The 26,449-nt window shown below is 62.1% G+C and carries 20 protein-coding genes; all 20 read right to left on the bottom strand.

Annotated elements, in window-relative coordinates:
- Window positions 1-69: 69 nt before the first annotated feature.
- The 20 genes from N7607_RS18605 to N7607_RS18510 all read right to left on the bottom strand — a co-directional run bounded on the left by N7607_RS18605 (window position 70) and on the right by N7607_RS18510 (window position 26,301).
- Window positions 70-1,554 carry a flagellin gene (locus N7607_RS18605; RefSeq protein ID WP_279867332.1) on the bottom strand — a complete coding sequence of 495 codons (1,485 nt, stop codon included), beginning with the start codon at window positions 1,552-1,554 and terminating at the stop codon, window positions 70-72.
- Between the two features lie 263 nt (window positions 1,555-1,817).
- Window positions 1,818-6,959, bottom strand: a complete 5,142-nt coding sequence (locus N7607_RS18600) for a glycosyltransferase (protein ID WP_279867331.1) — start codon at window positions 6,957-6,959, stop codon at window positions 1,818-1,820.
- A 71-nt stretch (window positions 6,960-7,030) separates the two neighbouring features.
- Complete coding sequence (locus N7607_RS18595; RefSeq protein ID WP_279867330.1) at window positions 7,031-7,774, bottom strand: cephalosporin hydroxylase family protein; 744 nt, start codon at window positions 7,772-7,774, stop codon at window positions 7,031-7,033.
- Complete coding sequence (locus tag N7607_RS18590) at window positions 7,761-8,495, bottom strand: WbqC family protein (protein WP_279867328.1); 735 nt, start codon at window positions 8,493-8,495, stop codon at window positions 7,761-7,763. Before N7607_RS18590 ends, N7607_RS18595 begins: the two co-directional genes overlap by 14 nt.
- A 2-nt stretch (window positions 8,496-8,497) precedes the next feature.
- On the bottom strand, window positions 8,498-9,646 hold the full coding sequence (locus N7607_RS18585) for a class I SAM-dependent methyltransferase (protein WP_279867326.1): 1,149 nt from the start codon (window positions 9,644-9,646) through the stop codon (window positions 8,498-8,500).
- Window positions 9,609-10,922, bottom strand: a complete 1,314-nt coding sequence (locus tag N7607_RS18580; RefSeq protein ID WP_279867324.1) for an NAD(P)-binding protein — start codon at window positions 10,920-10,922, stop codon at window positions 9,609-9,611. The genes N7607_RS18585 and N7607_RS18580 overlap by 38 nt, the downstream gene beginning before the upstream one ends.
- Before the next feature lie 2 nt (window positions 10,923-10,924).
- The gene (locus tag N7607_RS18575; protein ID WP_279867323.1) at window positions 10,925-11,683 is read right to left on the bottom strand and encodes a hypothetical protein; all 759 of its coding nucleotides are present in this window, start codon (window positions 11,681-11,683) and stop codon (window positions 10,925-10,927) included.
- A 9-nt stretch (window positions 11,684-11,692) separates the two neighbouring features.
- On the bottom strand, window positions 11,693-12,802 hold the full coding sequence (locus N7607_RS18570; protein ID WP_279867322.1) for a DegT/DnrJ/EryC1/StrS aminotransferase family protein: 1,110 nt from the start codon (window positions 12,800-12,802) through the stop codon (window positions 11,693-11,695).
- Window positions 12,799-14,022 carry a class I SAM-dependent methyltransferase gene (locus N7607_RS18565; protein WP_279867321.1) on the bottom strand — a complete coding sequence of 408 codons (1,224 nt, stop codon included), beginning with the start codon at window positions 14,020-14,022 and terminating at the stop codon, window positions 12,799-12,801. The genes N7607_RS18570 and N7607_RS18565 overlap by 4 nt, the downstream gene beginning before the upstream one ends.
- The gene (rfbC, locus tag N7607_RS18560) at window positions 14,019-14,576 is read right to left on the bottom strand and encodes a dTDP-4-dehydrorhamnose 3,5-epimerase (protein WP_279867425.1); all 558 of its coding nucleotides are present in this window, start codon (window positions 14,574-14,576) and stop codon (window positions 14,019-14,021) included. The genes N7607_RS18565 and rfbC overlap by 4 nt, the downstream gene beginning before the upstream one ends.
- Complete coding sequence (gene rfbG / locus N7607_RS18555; protein ID WP_279867319.1) at window positions 14,567-15,643, bottom strand: CDP-glucose 4,6-dehydratase; 1,077 nt, start codon at window positions 15,641-15,643, stop codon at window positions 14,567-14,569. Before rfbG ends, rfbC begins: the two co-directional genes overlap by 10 nt.
- On the bottom strand, window positions 15,640-16,410 hold the full coding sequence (gene rfbF, locus N7607_RS18550) for a glucose-1-phosphate cytidylyltransferase (RefSeq protein ID WP_279867424.1): 771 nt from the start codon (window positions 16,408-16,410) through the stop codon (window positions 15,640-15,642). Before rfbF ends, rfbG begins: the two co-directional genes overlap by 4 nt.
- Before the next feature lie 117 nt (window positions 16,411-16,527).
- Complete coding sequence (locus tag N7607_RS18545; RefSeq protein ID WP_279867317.1) at window positions 16,528-17,859, bottom strand: UDP-glucose/GDP-mannose dehydrogenase family protein; 1,332 nt, start codon at window positions 17,857-17,859, stop codon at window positions 16,528-16,530.
- Between the two features lie 43 nt (window positions 17,860-17,902).
- Window positions 17,903-19,582 carry a flagellar hook-associated protein 3 gene (locus tag N7607_RS18540; protein ID WP_279867315.1) on the bottom strand — a complete coding sequence of 560 codons (1,680 nt, stop codon included), beginning with the start codon at window positions 19,580-19,582 and terminating at the stop codon, window positions 17,903-17,905.
- A 14-nt stretch (window positions 19,583-19,596) separates the two neighbouring features.
- The gene (flgK, locus tag N7607_RS18535) at window positions 19,597-21,660 is read right to left on the bottom strand and encodes a flagellar hook-associated protein FlgK (RefSeq protein WP_279867313.1); all 2,064 of its coding nucleotides are present in this window, start codon (window positions 21,658-21,660) and stop codon (window positions 19,597-19,599) included.
- A gap of 10 nt (window positions 21,661-21,670) precedes the next feature.
- Window positions 21,671-22,828, bottom strand: coding sequence for a flagellar assembly peptidoglycan hydrolase FlgJ (gene flgJ / locus N7607_RS18530; RefSeq protein ID WP_279867310.1), 1,158 nt, complete (start codon window positions 22,826-22,828; stop codon window positions 21,671-21,673).
- A gap of 11 nt (window positions 22,829-22,839) precedes the next feature.
- Window positions 22,840-23,940 (bottom strand): flagellar basal body P-ring protein FlgI, encoded by a 1,101-nt coding sequence (locus N7607_RS18525; protein ID WP_279867308.1) that lies wholly within the window; start codon window positions 23,938-23,940, stop codon window positions 22,840-22,842.
- 13 nt (window positions 23,941-23,953) lie between these two features.
- The gene (flgH, locus tag N7607_RS18520) at window positions 23,954-24,667 is read right to left on the bottom strand and encodes a flagellar basal body L-ring protein FlgH (RefSeq protein ID WP_279867307.1); all 714 of its coding nucleotides are present in this window, start codon (window positions 24,665-24,667) and stop codon (window positions 23,954-23,956) included.
- A gap of 58 nt (window positions 24,668-24,725) precedes the next feature.
- Window positions 24,726-25,511, bottom strand: coding sequence for a flagellar basal-body rod protein FlgG (gene flgG / locus N7607_RS18515; protein WP_279867305.1), 786 nt, complete (start codon window positions 25,509-25,511; stop codon window positions 24,726-24,728).
- A gap of 46 nt (window positions 25,512-25,557) precedes the next feature.
- Window positions 25,558-26,301, bottom strand: a complete 744-nt coding sequence (locus tag N7607_RS18510; RefSeq protein ID WP_279867304.1) for a flagellar basal body rod protein FlgF — start codon at window positions 26,299-26,301, stop codon at window positions 25,558-25,560.
- Between the last annotated feature and the right edge of the window lie 148 nt (window positions 26,302-26,449).

Raw genomic sequence — 26,449 nt, 5'->3', positions numbered from 1 at the left:
TTTCTCCTCACAAAGAGGTAGCGGGGAGAAGAGCCAAGCCCTTCTCCCCGCAGTCTAGCGCCTCTGACCTTAGCCGAGCAGGCTGAGTACAGCCTGCGGCAGCTGGTTGGCCTGAGCCAGGATCGCGGTACCGGCCTGTTGCAGGATCTGATTCTTGGTCAGTTCCGAAGTTTCGGTAGCGAAGTCGGTGTCACGAATCCGGCTACGAGCAGCGGAGGCGTTCTCAGAGATGTTCTGCAGGTTCGAGATGGTGTTCTCGAAGCGGTTCTGCACAGCACCCAGTTGAGCACGCTGGCTGTCGATGTTGGAGATCGCACCGTTGATGATACCCAAGGCATCCTGTGCTCCCGCGGCCGTACTGATGTCGATCGTGTTGACAGCATCCAGCTCACTGAAGCCGTCGGCACCCAGGCCACCGGACATACCGGTCACTTGGAAGGCATCGGCTGCCTCGAGTTGAACTTGGCCATCGGCACGAGCACCACCACCTTCTACGACAGTTGCAGCAGTACCAATATCGTCTTCGCCATCGAAGCTCTTCGCCTGCAGAGTCGCGCCACCCGAACCCGAGTAGTTGGACAGGATGATCGAGTCACCGCGCGAGCTGGTCAGCTCGATGGTGTCGCCTTTGGAGATCGCGGAGATACCGGTCTTGCCAGTTTCCTTGTTGATCGCCTCAGCCAGAGAAGACAGATCGCTGGTGTCGGTGACCACCGCGGAGACGGTAGCGCTATCGGTATCGAGCGACTTGCTGGTGCCGCCGTACAGGTTGAAGGACACGGTACCGGAGGCAGTGATGCCACCCAGCTCGGCAACGGTACGAGCATTGGCGGTAACGCCGGTTTCATCGCTCTTGGCGTTGACGGCCTTGGCCACTTCGCTAGCCGAGCCGCTGGCAGCGCCAGTGATGGTCACGGCGCCATCGGACAGCTTGGAGTCGATGTCGAAGGTGGAATCGGCGTAGGCGCTGCCGGAAGTGGCGCTGAAAGCGGCACCGGAAGCAGTCGCTACAGCAGCTGCGCCAGAAGTTTCAACCCGGTTGATACCGATACGGTCGGTAGCAGCGGAGCCGATGGAGACGGCGATGGTCTCGTAGGCGTTGGCACCAACCTGGAAGCTCTGCGAACCGAAGGAACCATCCAGAATCTTGCGGCCACCGAAGCTGGTGGTATCGGAGATACGGTTGAGTTCCTGTTGCAGCTGAGCAACTTCGGACTGCAGAGCGGCACGCTCGGTAGCGCCGTTGGAGCCGTTGGCAGATTGCAGCGACAGGTCACGCATACGCTGCAGGATGCCGGTGGATTGCTGCAGGGCACCTTCAGCGGTCTGCGCCAGGGAGATACCATCGTTCGAGTTGCGGGTAGCAACGTTCAGACCGTTGATCTGGCTGGTCAGACGGTTGGAGATCTGCAGGCCAGCGGCGTCGTCTTTCGCACTATTGATGCGGAAGCCGGTGGACAGACGCTGCAGCGAAGTATCCAGACCTTTGGAAGAAGTATTCAGGTTGCGCTGGGTGTTGAGGGACGCAACGTTAGTGTTGACTGTCAGGGCCATGGTAATGCCTCCAGATGACCGTAAAACCGTTTGTCTGAGCTTGCGAGCTCGGGCCTGCATGCTCAGACGCCCAGAGAGTTCGCATTCGTACTTTGTATCGGCGCTGGAGGCAGGAGCTTTAGAGAGATTTTTTGCTTTTTTATTGATTTTTTTTTTGCTTTTACATCAGTGACTTAACCAATAAAAGCAGCAGAACTAGCCACTGTGACGAAATCCCGACAGCCAATCTCCGATTGACTGCCGGGATTTTGCGTGTAACGCCCTTAGTCTGGAGTCCAGCCTTGACGCCAACGGAGCAGATTCTCGCCGCTGAGCATCCAGTCGCGATGCACTGCCTCCCGCAACTGATCCCCCGCACGAGCCGCCGCGTCCAGATCGTTTATATGCATCCGAATGGCGTCGACCCAATCCTTGAAGCGATTCTTCACCCGGGTAACGGGCAGATTATCGTCCTGATAGCAGCGCACTTCGCTGCACACCACCGGGAACCCGCAGGCGCCATACTCGAGCAGCCGTAGATTGCTCTTGCATTCGTTGAACAGATTCTGTTCGACAGGCGCCAGCGCCAGATCGAGATTCAGTGCCGCCAGCGCTTTCGGATACTGGTCTATATCGACGCCCTGATGGATTTCATGAACGAAGGGGCGCAGCTTCTCCGGGCACATGCCGAAGAAGATCCACTCCACCTCGCCCGCTAGCTCCTTCACCACATCGACGATCATTTCCAGATCTCCGGTGTGGCCGACGCCGCCGGCCCAGCCGACCCGCGCCTTGCGTCCTTGGCGACGCAGCCCCTGTAGATCCCCCCACCAATGCGTCGGGAGGTAGTTCTTCACTACACGGATGTCGCCATGCAGCCCGGCAAAGGCCTCGGCGAGAGGTGCGGTAGACACCACGAAACGATCCACCAGGTCCAAACCGCGGCGCAGCGACTTGAGGATGTCTCGGGGCATCTGCGAGCGGTGCGCGCTCTTCAGCGGCAGATTGGGCAGATAATCGTCGAGTTCGTACACCGTGAAGGCACGCGAGAACTCACGAATACGCCGCATCGCCTCAAGACGCTCATCGCCGATCTGTCGTTGCAGCACGATCACATCGGGATCGAAGCGCTCCAGGTCCGGCACCTGCAGCAGCCCCATGGACATCATGCCGTCGACCAGTCCAGCCTCCTTGAGCGCGGAGAACGGCTTGATCATCCGATAGTTGCCACATCCCCAGGGGTCTGCCGGGTGCGCCAGGACAACTGGCAAGGGACGCCAGGTCAGGGGACGCCAGGTCAGACCGGTGTCGCTCTCGAGATCGAATCCGCGACCACTGAGTGCGAGGTTGCGGTTGTAGGCCGGATCACGAGCCAGCGCCGGCAGGTGGCGCTGATAGACCTTATCCTGCTCGTCGACACGAGCCTGCCGAGGCTGCCCTTCATGCAGCACTGCAGCATGTGCGGCCCAGACGGTCAGGTAGCCGGCATCGCGCATCCGCAGGCAGAGATCGACATCGCGGTAGGCACCCATATCGCTATCGAGACCGCCTAGCTGGCGGAACACCTCGGCGCGCACCATGAGGCACGCCTCGCCCACCGCGCTGTAGTCCTGGTCGACCTGCAAGCGCTGCATATAACCTGCGGCGCTCATTGGTTCGCTGGCAAATGCGGCAGTGGCCGGCCCACCCAGGCCGAGCAGGAGCCCTGCCTGGTCGATACGCCCATCGGCCGTCAGGAGCTTGGCTCCAACGATGCCGACTTCTGGGCGCTGGGCATGGTTGAGCAGCTCACCCAGCCAGTTCTCTTGCATCACCGCCGACTCGCCGGAAAGCAGCAGCAGATACTCGCCTTGTGCCGCCGCTGCGGCAGCATTTAGCGCCTTCGCGGGCGCTGCACAGCTCACTACTCGCAGCTTGGCGTCGCCCAGAGCGGCAACAGCCTGCAGCCATGCCTGTGTTTCGGCGTCTGTGGAGCAGTCGACCAGCAGGATTTCGTAATGTGGATAGCTGGTCTTTTCCAGCAGGCTATCCAGACAGCGCTGCAGGCGTGCCAGCGGCACATCGGCGGCAATCAGCACGGACACCAGCGGGCTGGTTGAGTGGCCGTAGTCCACCCGGTAACGCGCGGGCAGGCCGGGGAGTACCTTGGCCTGATAGCCCCGATTCGCCAGATGGCGCTCGATCACCCGGCGCTCGTCCGGGTTGTCGCGCAGCGCTGGCGCCGCGGTAATCAACAAGGGCTCGTCGATATGACCGAGCCCCACCAACCCGCCTTGCTCGATCAACCGGGTAATCAGCTCGAACTCCAAGGCCTCGGCAAACTGCGCGTCGAAACCGCCCATGCTGATAAACAGATCCCTGCGGAACAGCCAGTAGCGGGCCGCTACCAGAGGGAAACTGAGGAGGAGATCGAGATTGAAGCCAGGCAGGAAAGCCCCCCCCAAGCTGCCATCCGGCAGACGCTGCAACTGATCACCGTACACAGCCCGGCACTCGGGGCTGGCCAGCAATTCCAGGCCCGCAATCATCAGACCGCTCGGCGTGAACTCATCGCCCGCCTGGACCAACATGAACCAGTCGAAATCAGCCTCCCCGACCGCTCGGTTGATCTGCCCTGCCAACTCGTCGCCAGCCAGGCGGATGAAGTGCAATTTGTCTGCCGCTGAAGTAGCGGGGGCCGTACTCGGTGTCAGCACGATGATCTTGAGCGTGGAATAGAGGCAGCGATCACCACTCAGGCTCTTCAGAGTCGCCATCAGCTTGTCTGACTGCCCGTCGATATCAAGCACCACCACACCGATGAGCGGCCCACCGCCATGTGCCTGCAGATGCTCACTGATTAAGCGATTTTCCGTTTCCGTCGGCAGTCGCTCCGCCAACCAACGTTCCAGGCTGGATTTGCTGGGTCTTTCCCCCAGACGCGCCAGCATCTGCCGGCGCTCGTGCTGCAGGCCCTCGCTGGAAGAGCCGGCATAACGCCGATACAGCTCTTTATAGAGGGCAGGAAAATTCTTCCGCTCGCGCCCCAGCATGTGATCGGCGCCCGCTCCAACCTCCCGCGTATGCACCTCCGAGGTGACCGTCGGCACATGCACGAAGGGGTAGCGAGTGGCCAGCCGCAGCAACATGTCCCAGTCTTCAAAAGCAGCAAGGTCGATGTCGAATTCACCAACCTCCGCGAGCATGTCACGCGGGTGCGCCCAGGTGTTCACCGGTATGTAGTTCTGTGCGAACAGGCGGTCCCGATCAAACACCTCGTGCTGGAAAGGTCGGTTGCGGCCAAGCTCGACACGTCGCCCCTCCTCCAGGCGCTCGCTGACGTATTCCACGCCGGTGTACACCACGCTCTGCGGATGCTGCTCGAACGCCTCGGCGAGTACCGCCAGGTGATTGGGCAGATAGATGTCGTCATCGTCGAGATAGACCACATAGCGGCCCCTGGCCTGCTTCAGGCCGGCGTTGCGCGCTGCGGACAGGCCTCGGTTGCGGCCCTGACGGATGTAGCTGATAGGGAAGTCGTAGTCAGCCAGCAGATGTTCGACCGGCTCGCCATTATCGTTGATCAGGATGACTTCGAAGTCCCGCAGTGTCTGTCGACCGACACTGCTGAGCGCATCGCGCAGCAGATCGGACCGGTTGTAGGTGGTGAGGATGATGGAAAAAGCGGGCTCGTAGCCGTTCCCTGCCAGCTTTTCCAGCTCAGCCAGCTCACCAGCCGCATGACCGAGAGCACGCGCCTTGTAAGCCAGACGCAAGGCGGATGAATACTCCTGCAACTGCTGCAGGATGCCGGATACGCGTTGGCAGGCCTCGGCCTGGCCACGGGTGTCATCGGCCAAATCGGGGAACAGGCGGCTGACCGGATAACGGGCGAAGGCATCCAGGATCACCTTGGCCTCGAAGGCACGCGTCTTGGCGCTGGAAAGGCTCTCACCATGCTGCCGCCAGTGGCAGAGAATCGCGTCCACCTTTTTGAAGCGTGCGGTGTCGGCGAGCCGGGTCCAGATCTGGTAATCGTGACAGCGGGTAAAGGACGTGTCATAGCCGCCATGGCGCGCGTACAGCTCGCGGCGCACCGCCGTGCCGGGGTTGGGCAGGCAGTTGCCCTGAATCAGTAGTGGTAGCAGGTCCCGTCCCAGGTGGTCTGGATAGTGGGTATGCAGGACCTGATTGCTCTGCTCCTCGTCGAATATTTCCAGGTCGCCATAGAAGATATCGGCATCGACACTGGCGATGCTCTTGCGCAGCGTGGCCAGGGCGCCCGGCGCCTGCTTGTCATCGCTGTCGATCCAGACGATAAATTCGCCGCGCGCAGCCTTGATCCCGGTATTACGCGCCGCCGCACCGCCGCCGTGCTGATTGCGCAACAGCCGCAGCCTTGGATCGTCGATCCTTTCCACGATTTCCAACGAACGGTCGGTAGAACCGTCGTCAACCACGATCAGCTCGAAATCGGCATCGCTCTGCGTCAATACGGAATCGATCGCCTCCTTTACATAGCGCTCGCGGTTGTACATCGGCATGACGACGCTGAAGAACGGAGCTGCCCCACTGGCCGCCGACGATACGCTGGCAGACGCCGCCACCGGCGCTGCAGAGCGAGCACTGAAGACCTTGAAGCGCTCGTCCATCCACTGCAGAACCTGGCTGATCAACTGCGGCTTGCGTGCCGGGTCGATGGCTGGATGGGTAGCAATGCTGTCGACGAACAACGCCGCCAGCTCGTAGTGTTTCGCCTCGATCTTCTGCCCGGTCAGCCGCTCCATGGGCGTGCTGTCGCGCTTGCTGATCTCACGGCGCACGTAGAGTGGCTTTTCTACCCGAGCGAATGGGCCATGGCCGGCCAGATGGCAGAGAAACGCCAGATCGGCACTGATGACCGGGCGGAACGAGAAGTCGATACAGGAGCGTCGGATCAGCTGATTGACCGGTTCGCAGCGATACAGCGCCCGCAACAGCTTGAGATAGCGCTCATGGGCCTGCAGTGGCTCGTCGAAAATGTAATTGCCGCCGTTGGTCTGCGCCAGGGGCCGGCCGAGTTCGTCGATGTAGCTGGTATGCCCATACACCAGGCTTACGCTGTCGTCTGCTTGCATCCGCGCCAGGGTTTCGGCCAGGAATTCCGGTACCACCTGGTCATGGCCGCCCAGCCACATGAAGAACTCGGAATCGCTGTTCTCCAGGCAGTAGCGGAAATTCTCCAAGGCTCCCAGGTTGGAAGCGTGGCGCACGTAGGTGAAACGCTTATCCGTGGCGCAGAACGTCCGGCAGACCTGCTCGGTACCGTCGGTCGAGGCGTTGTCCGCCACCAGCACCTTGAACTCTCCATGGGTCTGCGCGGCAAGCGAGCGCAGCGTCTCCAGGATGTAGGCGCCTTCGTTGTAGATCGGCACACCGATCACGATCTGACTTTCTATCTTCTGCATGCATGCACCGTGTCATTGCGGTGGGCGGCGGGCCGCCCGTAGAACCAGGGCCAGGAACTGGCGATATCCGATCAGGCCTGCGCACCCTGCACACGACGCAGATAGCCGTCCGGTGCCACGGTGATAAGCAGCTTCGCCTCGAGATCCTTGTCGATCACGAAGTCCGTTGTTTCTTTCAGATACTGGTGGACTGCGGTCTTGGGGCTGTTACCGACGCTCCAGGGCCGATCGTCGGCCAGCAGCGAAGCCGGCATGTCCTCCAGCACCGTGTCCATCACCACGCAGTATCCGCCTTCGCATACCAGCGGCGCATAGGCACGCAGTTCGGCCAGGACATGGTCGTGGGTGTGATTGGAGTCGAGCACGACGATCACCCGCTTGCCTTTGGCCAGCGCCTGGACCTGAGCGATGATGTCGGGCGCAATCGAGGAGCCCTCGATCAGGCGCAGGCGCCGGCTCATCGGATGCTCCTCGATGGCTTTGCGGTTATGGGCACGAACATCGATATCGATGCCGACTACCTCACCATGTCCCATCAGCTCCAGCAGCGAGGCGTAATAGAGGACGGAGCCGCCATGAGCGACGCCGGTCTCGATGATCAGATCCGGACGGGTTGCCCAGACGATTTCCTGCATGGCCATCATGTCCTGAGGAAACTGGATGATCGGCCGCCCCATCCATTTGAAGTTATAAACGTACCGATGTGGAGAGGTCTCCCGCAGCCAGATGCGCGACAGCGCCTGGACGTCGCGGTCGGCTTTCAGGCCTTCGATCTGCGTGCACATGTCAGCATCGAACGAGTCAGTCGCGCTCATTGAGGAAATCTCTCCAGGTAAGGGTGTCGGAAGCAATGTAACGCACGCCGTCCCGGCCGCAATTGGCGACCAGGTCCAGGCCCGATACATAGGGGGTAAAAGCGCCATGTGCCTGCGGATAAGGCAGGCGCCGGTAATTCACATACTCGACGTTGACACCCTGGCGCTCGAAGCCTGGATGGTCGAGGTAGCGCGATGCACCGTGACCGGTGATGTAGACATCGCCTCCCAGGCTGCGCACCACGGCGAGAACGCGCTCGCTGCTGCTGCCCGGGATAGCCAGTTCGGTCACATCGACGAAACGCGTACCAGCATCGAGGCCAAAGTAGCGCACCAGCGTGAGCAGGGAAGCACGCGCCAGCGCACCGATATGCGCATGCTCACTGAAATAGACTTCCTCGGCCAGTTCCAGAGCATCCGCAGCGAAGGGCGCACCGGAGAAGCTGCGCCGCAGCAGCATCATGTGAGCATCGCGCCAACGCTCCGGCGGAGCGATACGCACTTCGTCGATGCGCTGGCCCAAGTGCAGCGATTCCAGCGGCACCGTCATCCAGCGCATGCCTTCCGGAGTCTTGAGCTGCACGCGGTTGACGAAACCACCCTTGGAAAACTGCACATCGTCGTAATGCACGAAGATATCAGCCAGGCGCACCTGCTCCAGCAGGCCGACCCAGGGGAACAACATCGACTGGGAAATGACAACACGGGGGGCAGCCGGCATCGCTACACCTCCCCCAGGGTACTGATGCCATGAATGAGCCCGGCCGGAACGCCGCGCGCCATAAGGCTCTTGCGGATTTCCTCATAGAAGGTATTCGAGCCGATGAAGATCGCCCGACCATCTTCCGGAACAATCTCCTGCGGTGAGCGAATCGGCCTCTGGTAGCCATCAATGTACTTGCCATGCCAACTGGTGTTGGAATCGAAGAGATCGTGATCGCCGTAGTCGCCTACCGCGGCGAGATAGGGGATGCAACGCAGCGGCACGTAGTAGCCACAGGCACCATGCAACTGGGCATGCAGCCGCGTGAAGGCCTCGATCCGGCGCTGCGCACGCTCGAAATAGCCGTCACAGTCGCCCTGCACTCCATCGGCGGGCAACGAACTGCCGCCCTTGCGGGCAACAACATGGAAGGTATTGCCATAGGAGCCCCGGCCAACCCGTACTTCGCCGAAGCCGGCAGCCCGCAGGATTCGAATGATCGAGCCTTCGGTGAACATGTTCACATGCTGATGTTCGAGCATCGAGATGTCGCCGAACTGAATTGCCTGCGTCGAGTTGGTCGTGGCAAACGCGAAGGTTCCTCCTGCGACCAGCGCCTTGCAGACCTGGCGGGAAAACTCGACCACTGTGCCCACGTGTTCGAAAACGTCGTTGCAGAACACGAAGTCGGCGTCCAGGCCGAGCGCATCCGCATCGAAGAACTGGTTGATCAGCGGGAAACCCAGACGCTCGCTCCAGCGCAATGAGTACTCGGACGGGTCTATACCCGTAACCTGCCAGCCATGTCGCCGCATGAACTCGATACTGAAGCCTGCGCCGCAACCGATCTCGAAAATTCGCGCCGGCCGCACGGCGCTCACCGCCTCCAGAAAAAAGGCGTTCACGCTTGCCCCATAGGTATCGATCTGCCCCGACTCGGGGTTGATGAAACCGATATTGGCATCCTGCTGGTAAGCGAGATCCAGGCACGCTTGCTCACTGGCGGTCAGTGCCAGCTCCAGGTAATCGAACTCGGCGTTGACCTGCAGCCGCACCGGCATGCGCGCATCGATGCCTGGTACGGCATGCTTTCCGTCACTCAGCCGCCAGTAGAACGGCATCGAGGCGATTTCAAGGCAGCCTTTGCGAACAGTCCAGTGCGGCTGCATATGCGGCTCCAACGGTTTGATGGGAGAAGAACAAGCCCTTGTCAGTGCGCATTCCGGTGAAGTGGAGCAGAGTAAACCCCGAGCGCTCGCTTACCCGCTGGGCCAAGTCATCCAGCCTGGCCGCATTGGCCAGGCTCGGCACGGCTACCCGCAGTCGACGCGACAATCCATGACTATCGAGCACGCGGACGCCAGGCAGGACCTGCTGCAGTTCTGCGACAAGGCGCTCTATGGACGGTGGCTGGCCGACCTCGTGCACCGCCTCGACCGCGAGCACGCGGTCAAGGTGAGGCGCCTGGTCGAAGTTGTAGGCTCGATAATTGACGATGCGACTCGCTGCGAGCCCACTGTCATGGCAAAGCACATAGTAGGCCGGCAGCTCCAGCGGCTCGATCTGGAAGTAGAAAATCGACAGCTCGACACTGTCCAGCTGCTGCGCCACATCGGGCGCCAAGGCGGCCAGCGGACTGGCGATGATGCAGGCGTCGAACTCGGCGCTCAGCGGCTTACCGTCGCGTACCAGCATGTCGTCGTCCAGGCGCACGTCGCAACCCAGCTCGACGCAGATGCCCTCCCCGCGCAGATAATTGACAGCCCGGTCGGAAAGGTCATGTGCCGCAGCAGTAAAGAACAGTGCTCTACGCCCGCCGTATACCTCGCCGGCCGGGTGGGTCTGCTCGGGGTTGCCGATCACCGCGTCCAGTCGAGGCTCCTGTTTCAGGGCATCGGCTTGCGGCTTGTCCGCCAGAATGATCCGCCTCAGGTCGAAAAAGCAGTGCAATGCGCCGGAGGTCAGCGTCTGCGCAGGTTGTTTCCAAAGCTTCTCAAGTATCGGGGCTATCACCTGCTCCGCCGCCACGGCGCCGAAGCGTGCTCGGGATTCCTCGGCAACGCTGGCCTGGGCGGTGTGCTCGCTTCGCTGCAGGACCTGTTCGCGAATCAGGGGCAGCTCTGGCAGATGGCGCACATCGGGGTAAATGCTGTTCGGGTTGAGCACGCCTGCGTTGAACGAAGCGCCGATATCCACTTGCACACCGCGTTTCTCGATGAACACCTCGGAACCAAACATCGCGGTCAGCAATGCCTGTTGCTCAGCACTCACATAAAGCACGTGCATACCCAACTCGCAGGTACCGAAGGGGGTATCAACGGTCGCGTACAGGCCACCTACCGACTGGCCCTTTTCCAGCAAGGTAACGTCCCAGCCAGCTTCCCTGAGCTGGGCAGCAGCCACCAGGCCGCCTATGGAAGCTCCAACTATGACGGCACTGGGCATGATTAGCCTCCGTAGACCATGTAGCTGAGATGCGGGCAGATCGGGTCGCGCTGCAAACAGATTTCGTTGGGCGTGAAGACTTCGTACAGAGCCCTGGTTTCGCCCGGCCAGTTGGCCTGGTTGAGTTCCTCGAACACCAGCACGCTGCCTTTCTGCAGACGAGGCTTGAGCAGGGTCAACAACTCCAGTGTCGGCTGATAGAGACCCAGGCCGAAGTTGGCCATGGCCACGATGGTTTCGGGATGTTCCTGAAGGTATCTGGCGAGCCCCGCTCCCGCTTCGTCCTGAACTACCAGGGCATTGCGCACATGCCCCAGCGGACGGTTGAGGTCGTGCAGTTCGATACCCCGCATGATCTCCGTCAAGCCATCCGGAAACTCCATGCCGCCCTGCTTCTTCAGCGCGATGGCCTCGCCTCCGGAGTCCTCGTCGCCAAGGGCCGAGAAACCGTTGAACGAGTCGAAGCCGATGAACTTGCGATTGTGGTTGTAGGGCTCGTAGATGGCGTTGAGCTGAAGCCAGGTGAAGAACGACGCACCGCGGTGGATACCAAAATCCAGCACAGAACCATGCAGCGGCAGGATACGTTTGTAGACTTCGATGCGCGCCAGCATGTAGCTGAACGACTGGCGAGGCATGAAGCGCGCCACGGCGTGAGCCTTCTCGCTGAAGCTACCGGTGCTTTGCGCGAAATAGTCGCCGATTTCGCTGAAGTAGCGTTTCTCGCCGTCCAGGTAGTTATGTGGGTTGGATTGGTCCATGGGCGATCCTCAGGAGATGGCGAATGCGCTGCGCACGTGGCGTACGACACGCTCTATGCTCGCCTCGTCCAGGTCGTGATAGCTGGGAAGATTGATGGCCCGCTGATACAGCCCGTAGGCCACGCTGTTCTCGGGGCGTGACTCGAACATGGGCAACTGGCTGAGCGGCCAGAAGAATACTCGCCCGTCCACCTGGTCCGCCTGGAATGCCTGCAGGAGAGCCTCGCGGTCAAAGGCCACGCCCTCATCAGCCGCCAGCGTCGGCATCCAGTAGCCGTTCACGGTGTCTGCCGGTTGCGGATTCATGCGCAGCGGCAGGTCCTGGAGACGCTCGCGATAGGCCTGGAAGACAGCTCGCTTGGCGGCGATCAACTCCTCAATGCGCTCGGTCTGGGCGCAACCCAATGCTGCCTGCAGGTTCGACATCTTGTATTTGAAGCCCAGCAGCTCGGGCCAGAACTGCTTGGGGTTGCCCGCGACGCGACCGTGGTTGCTCATGGCCAATACCCTGTCGAACAGGGCGTCGTCCTGGGTTACGAACATGCCACCCTCGCCAGTCGTGAGCGTCTTGGTGCCATGAAAGGAAAAGGCGCCGAACGCACCCAGGGTACCGGCACGCTGTCCACGGTAAACAGAACCGACGGCCTCCGCTGCATCCTCTACGACGGGAATTCCATAGCGACGACCGATGTCCAGCAACGCATCCATATCGCAGAGATTGCCGTACAAATGCACGGCGATGATCGCCTTGGTTGCCGGAGTGATCGCCGCTTCGACCCGCTCAGGGTCGAGGCACCAGCTATCCGCCAGTACATCGACGAAGACCGGCTTGGCGCCCAGGTAGGTCACCGGTGCCGCCGATGCAATCCAATTGATGTCGCCCAGGATCACCTCGTCACCGGGCCCGATCCCGAGGCCGGCCAGCCCCATGTGCAGCGCGCCGGTGGCGCTGGAGGTCGCAATCGCGTGGCGTGCTCCCAGGTGCGCTTTGAACGATGCCTCAAAGCGCTGGATGTAGGCATAACAGTTCTCGCCCCAGCCATTGCGCGCGGCATCGGTCACATACTCGACTTCTAGCTCGGTGATGGAGGGCTTGGTGTAGTGGATGCGCGAGCTCATACGACTTCCAACTCCGGCACAGCGATGACGAAACGACCGCCCCATTGGCGAATCCTGTCGTTCTGCGCCATCACTTCCTCAGCGATGTTCCAGGGCAGGATCAACAGCAGGTCGGGACGTATCTCGTCCAGAATTTCCGGCGAACGAATCGGGATATGGCTGCCCGGCAGGTACTTCCCCTGCTTCGATGGTGCAGCATCGAATACCCATGGCAACAGATCAGGCCGGACCCCGGCGTAGTTGAGGATGGTGTTGCCCTTGGCGGCGGCACCATAAGCGGCTACCCGCCGACCAGCTCGCTTCTGCTCCAGCAGGAAGCTGAGCAGGTCATCCTTGACCCGATCCGCTCGGGCCTGGAAGCCACGATAGGTCGTCAAGTCGCGTAGGCCGGCCTGGGCCTCCGCCTGCAGAACGGCCTCCACCGACGCCGCTTGGGTACGCGGATCATCCTCATGGCAGGCAAAAATACGCAGACTGCCGCCGTGGGTGGCCAACTCCTCAACATCATGGATACGCAGACCAGCAGCGGAAAGGATGCGCTGGACGCTATACAAGGACAGATAGGAAAAGTGCTCGTGGTAGACGGTATCGAACTGCACCAGCTCGATCAGGCGCAGCAGGTGCGGAAACTCGAGGGTGAGCGTACCGCCAGGCTTGAGCACGGCCTTGAGCCCGCGGGAAAAGTCGTTGATATCCGGTACGTGGGCGAACACGTTGTTGCCGATCAGCAGATCGGCCTGCCGGCCCTCCTTCGCCAACTGGCGGCCAAGCGCCTCACCGAAAAACTCACGCAGAACCGGAATACCCAGCCGCTCGGCGGCATCGGCCGTACTGGTGGTGGGCTCGATGCCCAGGCACGGAACCCCCGCGGCGACGAAGTTGCGCAACAGGTAACCGTCGTTGGCCGCCACTTCGATCACCAGGCTATCCGCCTGCAGCGCGAGCGTCGAACGCATACGCTCGGCATAATCGCTGGCGTGTGCCAGCCAGCTGCTGGAAGTGGACGAGAAATAGGCATAGTCGGCCGCGAACAGTTCACCGGCATCGGCATAGTCGTCGGTCTGTACCAACCAGCAATGCTCGCAGACCCACAGGCGCAGCGGGTAGTAGCGCTCCGGCCTCGTCAGGTCGGCTTCGGTCAGATAGGCATTCGACGGCGGCGCGTGACCGAGGTCGAGGAAGGAATGCCGTAGCGCAACGTCACAGTGACGACAATTCATGGTGCCAGCCCAACGAAGTCCGGGGTGATAAGTGAATGCTGACGATCACGTGCCGACAGGTCCCGCACGGGAAGCGGCCATTCGATGGCCAGCGCCGGGTCGTCATGACGCACCCCACCCTCCGCGTCGGGACGGTAGAACTCGGTATGCAGGTAAAGCATCTCACTGTTCGCCTCCAGCGTCTGGAAACCGTGGGCACAGCCCTCGGGGATCACCAGCATGATTCGGTTGGCTGCACTCAGGCGCTCGGCATGCCAGCGCAGGAAGGTGGGCGAGCCGCGGCGCAGGTCCACCACCACGTCCCAGACCTCGCCACGGATGCAACGTACGAGTTTCATCTCGGCATGGGGGTAGCGCTGGAAATGCAGGCCGCGCACCGCGCCGACCTGGCGAGTGTGGGACTGGTTGATCTGCACGATGCGGCGCGGGCCGAGCAACGACTCGAGCTCTTGGGCGCAGAACAGACGCGCAAAGGCGCCGCGCTCGTCGTGGTGTGCGTCACCTTCGACGCGCAGCAGGCCGTCGATCGCGGTGGCCACCGGGGTCAGGCCCATACGCACCCCGCAGCCTGAGCCGCCTCGGCAAACCGGGCGAGTTGATCGCGGGTAGGTACTTCTCCGTCTTCATGACAGCGTCGATACCAGTCGGCAGTCATTTCCAAGGCGGTCGACAATGGCCAGACGGGGGTCCAGTGCAGCCCAAGATGGGCCTTGGCACTGTCCAGATAAAGCAGCCGGGCTTCGTGCAGACCATCTCCCGCGGTGGCCTGCCAACTCAAAGCGGGCCAGTGGGCCTGCAGCGCATCGAGAATATCGGCAACGCGGCGATTGGCTTCCGGCGCAGGGCCGAAGTTCCACGCCTCGGCGCAGGCACGATCCCCCTCTAACAGGCGCTGGCCCAGCAACAAATAGCCGGACAAGCACTCCAGCACATGCTGCCAAGGGCGCGTGGACGATGGCGAGCGGATCTGCAGCGTCTGCCCTGCCTGGACGGCCCGAACCAGATCGGGAATCAGACGGTCCTCGGCCCAGTCGCCGCCACCGATCACATTTCCCGCACGGGCGGTAGCGAGCAGAGGCCCGGCATGATGCCAGAAGGATTTGCGGTAGCTGTCGCACAGCAGCTCGGTGGCCGCCTTGGAAGCACTATAGGGATCGTGACCGGCGAGCTCGTCGCTTTCCCGGTAACCCCAGGGCCACTCGCGGTTGGCATAGACCTTGTCGGTCGTCACCACCACCACCGCAGCGACACCCTCGGCGAGACGGCAAGCCTCAAGGACGTTGGCCGTGCCGAGGACATTGCTCGACCAAGCTTCCAGCGGCGCTCGATAGGAGGGTCGCACCAGCGACTGTGCCGCCAGATGGAAAACGATTTCCGGGCGGTACTCGGCCACTACCCGCTGCAGTAGGGCGGCATCCCGGATGTCGCCACGCAGATCGGTCACTGGCAGCGCCAGCGCATCCCAGTGCGGAGCGTCACCATTCAGCTCACGGGGGAGGGAAAAACCGACAACGTCGGCACCAAGCTCGGTCAGCCAGGCTGCCAGCCAGCTACCCTTGAAGCCGGTATGCCCGGTCAGCAATACCCTGCGTCCGCGATAGCATGCCGCGAACTGATTCATTGCCAGAGTTTCCAGGGCGCCTTGCCGCCAACCCAGAGATCATTCAGCTGATTCTTGTCGCGCAGCGTGTCCATCGCCTGCCAGAAGCCCCGGTGACGAAACGCCATCAGATTGTCCTCCTCAGCCAGGCGCATCAACGGCTCCCCTTCCCAGCTACATTGATCGCCCTCGATGTAGTCGATGACGGAAGGGTTGAGAACGAAAAAGCCACCGTTGATCCAGGAGCCATCACCCGCAGGCTTTTCCTGAAAGGCATCAACCAGATCGCCATGCATACCGAGCGCTCCGTAGCGCCCAGGCGGCTGGATGGCGGTTACCGTGGCCGGTTTTCCGTGCGCCTTGTGGAAGTCGATGAGCGCACTGACATCGATGTCCGCCACACCATCGCCGTAGGTAAAGCAGAACGGTTCATCGCCCAGATGTTCGCGGACGCGGCGCAAACGTCCACCTGTCAGGGTGTCCTCTCCAGTGTTGACCAGGGTCACTCGCCAGGGTTCGACGTAGCGCTGGTGGACTTCCATGGAATTCTTTGACAGGTCGAAAGTGACGTCGGACATGTGCAGGAAGTAGTTGGCGAAGTACTCCTTGATCACATAGCCCTTGTAGCCGAGGCAGATGACGAAGTCCTGAATTCCATGATGGGAATAGATCTTCATGATGTGCCAGAGAATCGGCTTGCCACCGATCTCGATCATCGGCTTGGGTCTCAGGTGAGACTCCTCGCTGATGCGTGTGCCAAGCCCGCCGGCAAGAATGACCGCCTTCATCGCTGCTCCCTCGACGCGGATACCTGAACCGTCAATTAGTCGACGTGTTGTTGTCTTGTATACAGGTATAGCAATAAGCAGGCCACGCATGCGAAGCCTGCTTATTACGGGGGGAGATTAAACCGGGAGGCGGCCGATGGAGTAGTAACGTAGGCCGTAGCGGCGCATTACCTGAGGATCGTAGAGGTTGCGCCCGTCGAAGACGCAGGCGTCCTTGAGCGTGCGCCGGATGAAATCGAAATCCGGCGCCTTGAAACTCTGCCAGTCGGTCACGACTACCAGCGCATCGGCTCCGGCCAGCGCCTCTTCTTTGCTATCGACCAGCTCCAGATCCGGCCGCTTTCCGTAAAGACGCAGGCATTCCGGCATAGCCTCAGGATCGAAGGCACGCACCCTCGCACCCGCCTGCCACAAACCCTCCAGGAGAGTGCGACTGGGGGCCTCACGCATATCGCCGGTGTTGGCTTTGAAGGCCAAGCCCCAGAGAGCGAAGACACGGCCACGCAGATCGCCGCCATAGCAGTCGAGAATATTGCTGCCGAGCTTCAGCTTCTGAGATTCGTTGACCGACTCCACCGCGTGCAGGATGGCAGGCTCATAACCGACCTCGGAGGCCGAGGACTTGAGGGCACGTACGTCCTTGGGAAAACACGCGCCGCCATAACCGCAGCCGGGATAGATGAAGTCGTAGCCGATACGCGGATCGGCACCGATGCCCTTGCGCACCATCTCGATGTCAGCAGCGAACAGCTCCGCCAGGTTGGCCATCTCGTTCATGAAGGAGATCTTGGTGGCGAGGAAAGCATTGGCCGCATACTTGGTCAGCTCGGCGCTGCGCCGATCCATGATGATCATCTTTTCCCGGTTGCGGTTGAACGGCGCGTAGAGCTCCTGCAGCACCTCGATGCTGTTCGCATCACTCGAACCGACGATGATCCTATCCGGCCGCTGGCAATCGCTGACTGCCGCACCCTGCTTGAGAAATTCGGGATTGGCCACCACATCAACCGCCAGCTCGGAGCGCCCGCGCCCTGCCAGAGTCTCTGACATCAATGCATGGATAGCATCCGCCGTACCCACAGGAGCGGTGGATTTGTTGATGATCAGTTGATCGGTTTCGGTGGCCTGGGCAATGCCCCTGGCCACGTCGTTCACATAGGTGAGATCGGCACGCCCATTGGCATCGGAAGGCGTACCCACCGCGATGAACTGGATGCGGGCATGCTTGACCGCATCCGCCAAATCACCCGAGAAGCGCAGCCGCCCTTCCGCCACGTTGCTTCGCACGAGCCCCTCCAATCCGGGCTCATAGATCGGCACCTTGCCGTTCTCCAGCATTTCGCGCTTGGCGGCATCGCTCTCGATGCACAGCACGTTGTGTCCCACGTTCGCCAAGACGGCAGCCTGGACCAGCCCCACGTAGCCCGCGCCGAATACACAAATGTTCATTCCCAGTTTCCTGATCAGCCGCTAGGGATTTTGTTCGGATACCTTAACGCAGCTGGTTGAACAAATTGAGTCCGGCGATTTTGACGTAGCTTTGCTGCGCGGCTTCGAGAATGACCGTCTGGAACGACAGGCGCGACAGGGCCTCGGCGTAGTCCAGTTCACTGAGATCGGCCTGAACAGCCTTGTTGACCAGCGTCACATCCTCGTTATCGACCTCGGTGGTGTCGATCAGATTGAGCCGAGCGCCGATCTCGGTCTGCACCTCAAGCACCTGCCCGATGCCGTTATCGAGATTCTTCAGGGCAATGGATACTTCGTCGCGTACCGCAAGATTCCCAGCCGCAGAGGTAGGAGATGACTCCAGCGACTGTCTCAACTGGGAGATGGTGTTGAGAATGCTGCGCTGCTCCTGGAACTGCGGCTTGACGCCGAATTCATCGCCAGCCGCTGCCGCCCCACTGAGCGTGAAGTCGGCGCCGAACACGCTGAACGTGGATGGATAGGGCCCCGGCGCCGTGCCCGTGGCAATGGGTGTGCTGCTCGGCCCCACCGGTTGGGCGTAGACGTCGAAATCGGTCGCGTTGGTAAAACGCAGCACGACACCGGAAGTAGGGAACTGTGCGTTGAAAGTGGCCTGGTTGCTGATCGTGCCGCCGGCAACCACTGCCGTAGAGGCGTTGGTAGAAGAGCGGGTCACGGCAAATTCGGTCGGCGCAGACTGCAGCGTGAAACTGTGGGTACCGATGCCTGGGGTGCCTGGCGTGGTGGTATCAGCCAACAGGTTGTCCAGGTCCTGCTCGTTGTCGCCCGGTTGCAAGACCACATCCAACTGGAAGCGCATCCCACGGAAGTTGATAACGTTGCCACCATTGGCCAGCGGATCAATCTGCCCACCTCCGGGAACCTCCGAGGTCACGTCGGTGCCGGCGCTGTCATAGATACGAAATTCGTTGCCGCTAACGAACGCCAGCGAGTACGGCTCACCCGCACGAAAATTAGCGTTGAACGTATCCTGATTTTCTACCAGTCCCTGTGACATGAAGACCCGCTGATCCGCAGCCGGCACTGGAGGAATGGTGGTCGCCGGCAGCGGAGGCACCTGACCGGCCAGGGCGGGATTGTTGATCCCGCCCGTTTCCAGCACTCGATCGGCGTTGATTACATCCTCGAACAGACGCTTGCCGTTGTCGTTGATGGCCACCGTCGTCGAGCTGGCCACCTGTAGGCTGCGCTGCCCTTCGTCACCAAAGTAGGAGTAGGTGCCATCGGGGTTACGCAGAAACGGCTCGGTCTTGCCCAGAAAGCCGGCGAACAGATACTCGCCGCGGGCATTGCGGCTGTTCATCAGGTTGAGCAGCTCGCTCTCGCGCTCGCCGAGCTCCTTGGCAATAGACTTGCGGTCCTCTGCCGACAGCGCACCACCACCGGCCTGCACCGCCAGCTCCCGGATGCGCTGCAGCACCGTAACTGTCGAGTTCAGCGTGGTTTCCTCCTGGGTCAGGCTGTTCTTCGCCGCAGTCAGATTGTCCTTGTATTGACCGAGCAACGCCTGCTGCTGCTCCAGCTGCAACAGGCGTACCGACGCCACCGGATCGTCCGCCGGGGTCAGGATGCGCTTGCCACTGCTGATCTGTTCCTGGGTGCGGATCACATTGGAATAATTGCGCCCGATGCCATTAACACCGTTGTTGAAGGCCTGGATGGAGGAGATGCGCATGACCATGATGGCTATCCGGCTTAGAAGGTGTTGATCAGGGTATCGAACAGAGTCCGCGCAACTTGAATGATCTGCGCCGACGCCTGGTAGTACTGTTCGAACTGGATGAGCTTGGCCGCCTCTTCGTCGAGGTTCACCGCCGACACCGAATCGCGGTTGTCGGTGGCTTGCTTGAGGATGGCTCCAGTCGCTTCGCCATCCACCCGCGCCTGGCTGGTCAGGGTACCGACCCGCTCCACCAGATCACCGTAGGAGTCAGTAAAACTCGTGCCGGTGGTACCAGGGAAGTTCGGGTCGATACCGATCGTCGCCTTGTTCTGCAGATCCGCCAGTTTCAGAGCGTTGCGGTTATCCGACACGCCGTTGGTATTGAAGGCGATGGTGAAGTTGTCGCCCGTGCTGGGCCGGCCACTGATGGTGAACTCGAAGGTGAAGTCGTTGGGCGGTGTGCCAGCGGTGATCTGCTGGGTGTTGTTCTGCCCCGGCACGATGGTGTTGCTGCTCAGCACGGCGCCGGTGGTGTCCACCACGTCGTAACCGGTGGTCGAGGTAAACACGATGCGCAGCGGCGGCGTGGTGCGCAGGCTGTTCTCCAGAGCCGCCTGGACCACCGGGTCGTAGATGTCGATCTTGGTGGTCAAACTCGGCTGGGTGATCACCCCGGTACCGATATTGCCTGGGCTGGTCTCGGCCTTGAGCGGCGAGGCGAAGGCCAGTTCCTCCGCGTTCTTCAGATCCGCACGAATATCGTCACCGGCCGTACGGGTCGGCATCACCCGGAAGCGGTCACCGACGGCAAAGGTGCCCGCAGCGACATTCATGGAGAACCCCTCGAACACCAGCGGCGTGGCGCTGGTGATGTCGTACGGAGAAGGCGCGGCGACCAGCGGGGTATCCGGATCGCCATCGTCGTCATACAGCGCCGACACCGTCTGGCCATCGGAGACCCGGCGCACCACATATTCGGTGGCGCTGGTGAATTCGACCTCGTAGTCGCTGGTGCTCAGCGCCGTGGTGTCCTCGATCAACACGTTGAGGTTGGCCGAAGGGTCGCTGTTGCCGACGCGGGCAATGCTGCGCTGGCCGATCAGCAGCGGATCGTTGATCGCGCGGAACAGCGGCTCGCCGAAATTGCCCTTGAGATCCAGGCCCTGACCCAGTTGGCTGTTGACCTGATCGGCAATCGAAAGAGCCAGACGCCCGACGGCATTCAGCGACTCGTCCAGTACGTCTTCGCGGTAGCGGATCAGTCCGCCCATCTCCCCGCCAGTGATCAGCGAGGTGATGCCCTGGCGTGAGTTGCCGCTGACGAACTGCACCTCGGCGCGCAGCGGGTCGGACTGCCCCGGCACCACTTCCAGGCGCGAGGCGGTGGCGCCCACTACCAGCGGCTGGCCGGAGCCGATGAACAGGTTGTAGCTGCTGTCGTCCTGCGGCACCACGGTCACGCCGATGAACTCGGAAAGCTTGCGTACGGCTTCTTCACGAGCATCAAGCAGGTCGTTGGGCGCCTGGCCGTTGGCTGCAGCCACCGCGATGGCATTGTTGTAGCCGGCGATGGAGGTGGCCAGCTGGTTGACCTGGTCGGTCACCGCCTCGAGCTGCTTGTTGATGAAGGCGTTCTGCTCGTACAAGCGGTCATAAATGGTGTTGAAGCGCTTGGCCAGGCCCTCGGCCTCGGACAGCACCAGCTGCCGTGCCGGGATATTGGCGGGGTCCTCCGCTGCGGTCTGCAGCGAGGCGAACAGTTTCTGCAGGCCGGGGGTGACGCCGGTGGTGCTGCCGGCCAGCAGCGAATCGAGCTGGTTGATCTGGTCCAGATAGGCGGACACGTCGCTGTTCAGCGCCGTGCTGGTACGCACCTGGGTCGTCAGGAATTCGTTGTAGATGCGCCGCACATCCACCAGGGTGGTGCCCGAACCTATGTAGCCGGCCCCGCTGAACTGCGGGATGCGCGTGGCCTGCACCGTGTCCTGCCGCGAGAAGCCGGGCGTGTTGACGTTGGTGATGTTGTGGCCGGTGACTGCCAGCGACGTCTTGTTCGCCGACAGCCCCGACAGGCCAATGCTCAGTAGGTCAGCCATGATCTAGCTCTCAGGTCCTTGTAGTCGGGCTTTCGACGGCCGCTACAGCCTGATAGGTCTGCATCTGCCGGGCGATCTGCGCGATCTTGCGAGCGTACTGAGGGTCGGTGGCGTAACCGGCTTCCTGCAGCTCACGCACGAAGCGTTCCGGTTTGTCGGTCACGGCCAGGGCTTCCTGGTAGCGGCCATTGCCCTGCAGGAAGCTCACGTAGTCGTTGAAGCTCTGCTGATAGGAGTCGTAGGCGCGGAACGACGCCGACTCCTCCACCGCCTCGCCGCCCTTGTATTCGGTGGTCAGCACCCGCGCCGAGTCGCCTTCCCAGCCGCCGTGGGCCTTGATGCCGAACAGGTTGTGGCTGCTGGAGCCATCGGCCTGGCGAATGATCGACTTGCCCCAGCCGGTTTCCAGGGCGGCCTGGGCCACCAGGTAGCGGGCGTCGACGCCGATCTTCTGCGCAGCCTCCTCGGCCATCGGCAGCATGGTCTCGATGAACTCGGCGGCCGAGGCGAAGGCCGACTTGCCCTTGGCCAGCGGCGGCTGGGCCACGCGGCGACCGCTGATAGCGTCGCTGTCGCCCAGGCTCAGCGGCTTTTCACCCGCCACCGCCGTGGCTTGCGCTGGCACCCAGTCGCTGCCGGCCAGCGGCTGCGCTTCGCCGGCGGCCGGGACTATGCCGGCCAGCAGGCGGTCTGTGAGCTTGCTCGGCAGGCTCAGGCGCCTCTGATTGAGCAGCTGGGAGTCGTCACGCAAGGCAACGCCGCCCTCGCCCGCCGGCTTGAAGGCACCGGCACGCGCGGCGCCCGTCGGCGCCTCGACCTGGGCGAACGGATTGACCCGTTTCGGCCCGCTCTTCATCTGGCTGAGCTGACGCTCCAGCACCGAGGCCAGGCCGATGCCGCCATTGCTGGTCGACAGGGTCACGGCCAGCTGCTGGTCGTGCATGTCCTGGTAGGTCTTGCTCTCGTTGCTGTTCATGAAGTTGCCTTCGCCGAACACTTCGTTCGCCTTGCGCATGGCCTTCATCATTTCGTTGAGGAACAGCGATTCGAATTCCTGGGCGACCTTCTTGATGTTGCCGTCGCTGTCGCCGCCGACCTTGAACTGGTTGAGCCGGTTCAGGTCGGTGTAGGCGCCGCTGTCGATGCCGGCTGCGATTCTGGAATCCATGGCCGCCTCCGTCAGATCACGATCAGGTCGGCCTGCAAGGCGCCGGCTTGTTTCAGCGCCTCGAGGATGGCCATCAGGTCGGAAGGTGCGGCGCCCACCTGGTTAACCGCACGCACGATATCGTCCAGGGTGGTGCCCGGGCCGAACTTGAACATCGGCTTGGCTTCCTGCTCGGCATCCACCTGCGAGCGCGGTACCACGGCGGTCTGGCCACCGGCCAGGGCATTGGGCTGGCTGACGATGGGATCTTCGGTGATGGTCACGGTCAGGCTGCCGTGGGTCACCGCGGCCGGCTGCACCTTGACGTTCTGGCCGATGACGATGGTGCCGGTACGCGAGTTGATGATGACCTTGGCCGCCGCCTGGCCCGACTCGATCTCGATGTTCTCCAGTACCGCCAGGTAATCCACACGCTGGTTCGGGTCCAGCGGCGCGCTGACGCGCACCGAGCCGCCGTCGATGGCCTGGGCCACGCCCGGGCCGAGCAGGCCGTTGATTTGGTCGACGATGTTCTTCGCCGTGGTGAAATCCGGACGATTGAGGTTCAGGGTCAGGCTGTTGCCCTGGTCGAAGCCGCTCGGCACCGGACGCTCGACGGTAGCACCGGCGGGGATACGCCCGGCCGACGGCACGTTGACGGTGATGCTCGAGCCGTCGCTGCCGGTGGCGTCGAAGCCGCCGACCACCAGGTTACCCTGGGCGATGGCGTAGACGTTGCCGTCGATACCCTTCATCGGCGTCATCAGCAGGCTGCCGCCGCGCAGACTCTTCGAGTTGCCGATCGAGGAGATGGTCACGTCCAGGGTCTGGCCGGGCTTGGCGAACGGCGGCAGCTCGGCGTGCACGGATACGGCGGCGACGTTCTTCAGCTGCACGTTGCCGCCACCGGTCGGCACCTTGATCCCGAACTGGGCCAGCATGTTGTTGAAGGTCTGCAGGGTGAACGGCGTCTGGGTGGTTTGGTCGCCGGTGCCATTGAGGCCGACCACCAGGCCGTAGCCGATCAGCTGGTTGGTCCGCACACCCTGGATGCTGGCCAGGTCCTTCAGGCGCTCGGCCTGCACGGTAGTGGCGGCGAGCAGCAGGCAGAGGGCGGAAATCAGTCGCTTCATGATCGGTACCTGGTCAGAACGGGAACAACGGGTTCATGAAGAACCGGTCGAACCAGCCCGGCTGGCTGGCGTCGGCGAAGGCGCCGGTGCCGGAATAGGTGATGCGGGCATTGGCCACACGGGTCGAGGACACGGTGTTGTCGGTGGCGATGTCGTCGGCGCGGATCATGCCGGCGATGCGCACCAGCTCGTCGCCGGTGTTCAGGGTCAGCCACTTCTCGCCGCGCACGGCGAGGATGCCATTGGGCAGCACTTCGGCCACGGTCACGGTGATCGAGCCGGACAGGCTGTTGCTCTGGTCGGCCTCGCTTTCGCCATCGGTATCGCGGGTGCCCTCGTAGCCCACATCAAGACTGAGGTTCTCGGCCTTGAGCGGGTTGAGGCTGGTGCTCGGGTTGTCGATGGACACGCCGCCGCCGAACAGCGAGGTCAGGCCGATGTTGGCGCTGCTGTCCTTGGACATGCTGGAGCCGGCCTTCTTGCTCGCCTGGGTGCGCTCGCTGAGGTTGATGGTGATGATGTCGCCGACCCGGTAGGCCTTGCGATCGTCATACAGATTGGTTTCGAAGCCGGCCTGGTAGATCGAGCCGTTGGTCTGAGCCGCCGGCAGCGGGGTGCGCGGCAGCACCGGCGCGTAATAGGGATCGTCCGGCTTCGGCGGAGGCGTGACGCAGCCACTCAGGACCACGCAGCCCAGCAGGGGGAGAAGAATCATCAGCCGGTTCATAACCACTACCTCACGGCGTTCGTGTTGCTAGTTGCCGGCGCCTAGGACGCCCGCGGGATTAAAGATTCTGCGTAATGAAGGAGAGCATCTGGTCCGAGGTGGAGATCACCTTGGAATTCATCTCGTAGGCGCGCTGGGTGGTGATCATGTTGACCAGCTCTTCCACCACGCTGACGTTGGAGTTCTCCAGGGTGTTCTGCAGCACGGTGCCCAGACCGGTCAGGCCCGGGGTGCCGACCTGCGGGGCGCCGCTGGAAGCGGTCTCCAGGAACAGGTTGTTGCCGATGGCCTGCAGGCCCGCCGGGTTGACGAAGTCGGCGGTCTGGATGTTGCCGATCACCTGGGCGGCCGGGTTGCCGGCGGTGGTCACCGACACGGTGCCGTCTTCGCCGACGGTGAAGGTCTGCACCTCGGCCGGCAGAACGATGGCCGGCTCCAGGGGGAAGCCCTGGGAGGTGACGATCTGACCGTCGGAGTCCAGGTGGAAGCTGCCGTCACGGGTGTAGCCGACGGTGCCGTCCGGCATCAGGATCTGGAAGAAGCCACGACCGTTGACCGCCATGTCCAGCGGCTGCTCGGTGGTCTGCAGGCTGCCGGCGGTGAAGATCTTCTGGGTGCCGGCGATGCGCACACCGGTACCCAGCTGCAGGCCGGTGGGCAGCTCGCTGTCCTGGCTGGACTGACCGCCGGGCTGGCGACGGATTTGGTACAGCAGATCCTCGAACTCGGCGCGATCGCGCTTGAAGCCGGTGGTCGAGACGTTGGCCAGGTTGTTGGAAATGGTGGTCAGGTTCATGTCCTGGGCGGACAGACCGGTTTTCGCAACCCAGAGTGCAGGAAGCATGTTCTTTCTCCTCGAGCGCCAGTTTCATGGCGCTTCGCGTTGGTGATTAGCTGAGTTGCATGACCCGTGCCATGGCCGCCGCATCATCTTCGGCGGTGCGCATCATCTTCACGTGCAGTTCGAACTGGCGGGACAGCGAGAGGATCGCGGTCATCTCCTCGACGGCGTTGACGTTGCTCGACTCGAGGAAGCCGGAGGTCACGCGCACATTGGCGTCGGCGGCGATCGGCTCGGTGGCGCCCTCGACGCGGACCAGACCGTCGGCGCCCTTCTCCATGGTCTTGGGATCCGGGTTGACCAGCCTGATGCGGTCCACCTCGGCCATCACGTTCGGCGCCTCGCCGAGGGCGCGGATGCTGATGGTGCCGTCCTGGCCGATCTCGACCTTCTGCTCCGGCGGCACGGCAATCGGCCCACCGTTGCCGAGTACCGGCAAACCGTTGCCGGTGCGCAGCTGGCCGAAGGCATCGATCTGCAGGCTGGCGGTACGCACGTAGGCTTCGCTGCCATCGGCCGCCTGCACGGCGATCCAGCCCTGGCCGTCGACGGCCACGTCCATGTCGCGACCGGTCTCCTGCAACGAACCGGGGGTGAAGTCGGTGGCCGGGCGCTCGGTCATCGCGTAGACCCGAGCCGGATAGTGGTCGCCGAACACCGGCATCGAGCGCGCCTGCTCGTAGTCGCGCTGGAAGCCGCTGGTGGAAATGTTCGCCAGGTTGTTGGCGTGGGCACGCTGGGCCAGGGTGTTCTGGCTGGCGCCCGTCATGGAGATGTACAGCATCTTGTCCATGGTTTGCTCCGCAGGTCGGCAATTGCCGCTCGTAACTCAGTTACCTGCTGTACAGCAAACCGCGTGCCAGGACTTAAAATACAACTTATCTACATGATTAATAAGGATTTATTTAAATCAGATAGCTTTGCTTGCCGGCAATCCGGCG

Origin of the sequence: Pseudomonas sp. GD04019, from assembly GCF_029837695.1 — a bacterium.
GTDB lineage: Bacteria > Pseudomonadota > Gammaproteobacteria > Pseudomonadales > Pseudomonadaceae > Aquipseudomonas.
This window is presented reverse-complemented; position numbering and strand designations above follow the sequence as displayed.

What these genes read in the sequence shown, in the direction of transcription:
- N7607_RS18605 (WP_279867332.1), bottom strand. Translation starts at nt 1,554, where the DNA reads ATGGCCCTGACAGTCAACACTAACGTTGCGTCCCTCAACACCCAGCGC.
- N7607_RS18600 (WP_279867331.1), bottom strand. Translation starts at nt 6,959, where the DNA reads ATGCAGAAGATAGAAAGTCAGATCGTGATCGGTGTGCCGATCTACAAC.
- N7607_RS18595 (WP_279867330.1), bottom strand. Translation starts at nt 7,774, where the DNA reads ATGAGCGCGACTGACTCGTTCGATGCTGACATGTGCACGCAGATCGAA.
- N7607_RS18590 (WP_279867328.1), bottom strand. Translation starts at nt 8,495, where the DNA reads ATGCCGGCTGCCCCCCGTGTTGTCATTTCCCAGTCGATGTTGTTCCCC.
- N7607_RS18585 (WP_279867326.1), bottom strand. Translation starts at nt 9,646, where the DNA reads ATGCAGCCGCACTGGACTGTTCGCAAAGGCTGCCTTGAAATCGCCTCG.
- N7607_RS18580 (WP_279867324.1), bottom strand. Translation starts at nt 10,922, where the DNA reads ATGCCCAGTGCCGTCATAGTTGGAGCTTCCATAGGCGGCCTGGTGGCT.
- N7607_RS18575 (WP_279867323.1), bottom strand. Translation starts at nt 11,683, where the DNA reads ATGGACCAATCCAACCCACATAACTACCTGGACGGCGAGAAACGCTAC.
- N7607_RS18570 (WP_279867322.1), bottom strand. Translation starts at nt 12,802, where the DNA reads ATGAGCTCGCGCATCCACTACACCAAGCCCTCCATCACCGAGCTAGAA.
- N7607_RS18565 (WP_279867321.1), bottom strand. Translation starts at nt 14,022, where the DNA reads ATGAATTGTCGTCACTGTGACGTTGCGCTACGGCATTCCTTCCTCGAC.
- rfbC (WP_279867425.1), bottom strand. Translation starts at nt 14,576, where the DNA reads ATGGGCCTGACCCCGGTGGCCACCGCGATCGACGGCCTGCTGCGCGTC.
- rfbG (WP_279867319.1), bottom strand. Translation starts at nt 15,643, where the DNA reads ATGAATCAGTTCGCGGCATGCTATCGCGGACGCAGGGTATTGCTGACC.
- rfbF (WP_279867424.1), bottom strand. Translation starts at nt 16,410, where the DNA reads ATGAAGGCGGTCATTCTTGCCGGCGGGCTTGGCACACGCATCAGCGAG.
- N7607_RS18545 (WP_279867317.1), bottom strand. Translation starts at nt 17,859, where the DNA reads ATGAACATTTGTGTATTCGGCGCGGGCTACGTGGGGCTGGTCCAGGCT.
- N7607_RS18540 (WP_279867315.1), bottom strand. Translation starts at nt 19,582, where the DNA reads ATGGTCATGCGCATCTCCTCCATCCAGGCCTTCAACAACGGTGTTAAT.
- flgK (WP_279867313.1), bottom strand. Translation starts at nt 21,660, where the DNA reads ATGGCTGACCTACTGAGCATTGGCCTGTCGGGGCTGTCGGCGAACAAG.
- flgJ (WP_279867310.1), bottom strand. Translation starts at nt 22,828, where the DNA reads ATGGATTCCAGAATCGCAGCCGGCATCGACAGCGGCGCCTACACCGAC.
- N7607_RS18525 (WP_279867308.1), bottom strand. Translation starts at nt 23,940, where the DNA reads ATGAAGCGACTGATTTCCGCCCTCTGCCTGCTGCTCGCCGCCACTACC.
- flgH (WP_279867307.1), bottom strand. Translation starts at nt 24,667, where the DNA reads ATGAACCGGCTGATGATTCTTCTCCCCCTGCTGGGCTGCGTGGTCCTG.
- flgG (WP_279867305.1), bottom strand. Translation starts at nt 25,511, where the DNA reads ATGCTTCCTGCACTCTGGGTTGCGAAAACCGGTCTGTCCGCCCAGGAC.
- N7607_RS18510 (WP_279867304.1), bottom strand. Translation starts at nt 26,301, where the DNA reads ATGGACAAGATGCTGTACATCTCCATGACGGGCGCCAGCCAGAACACC.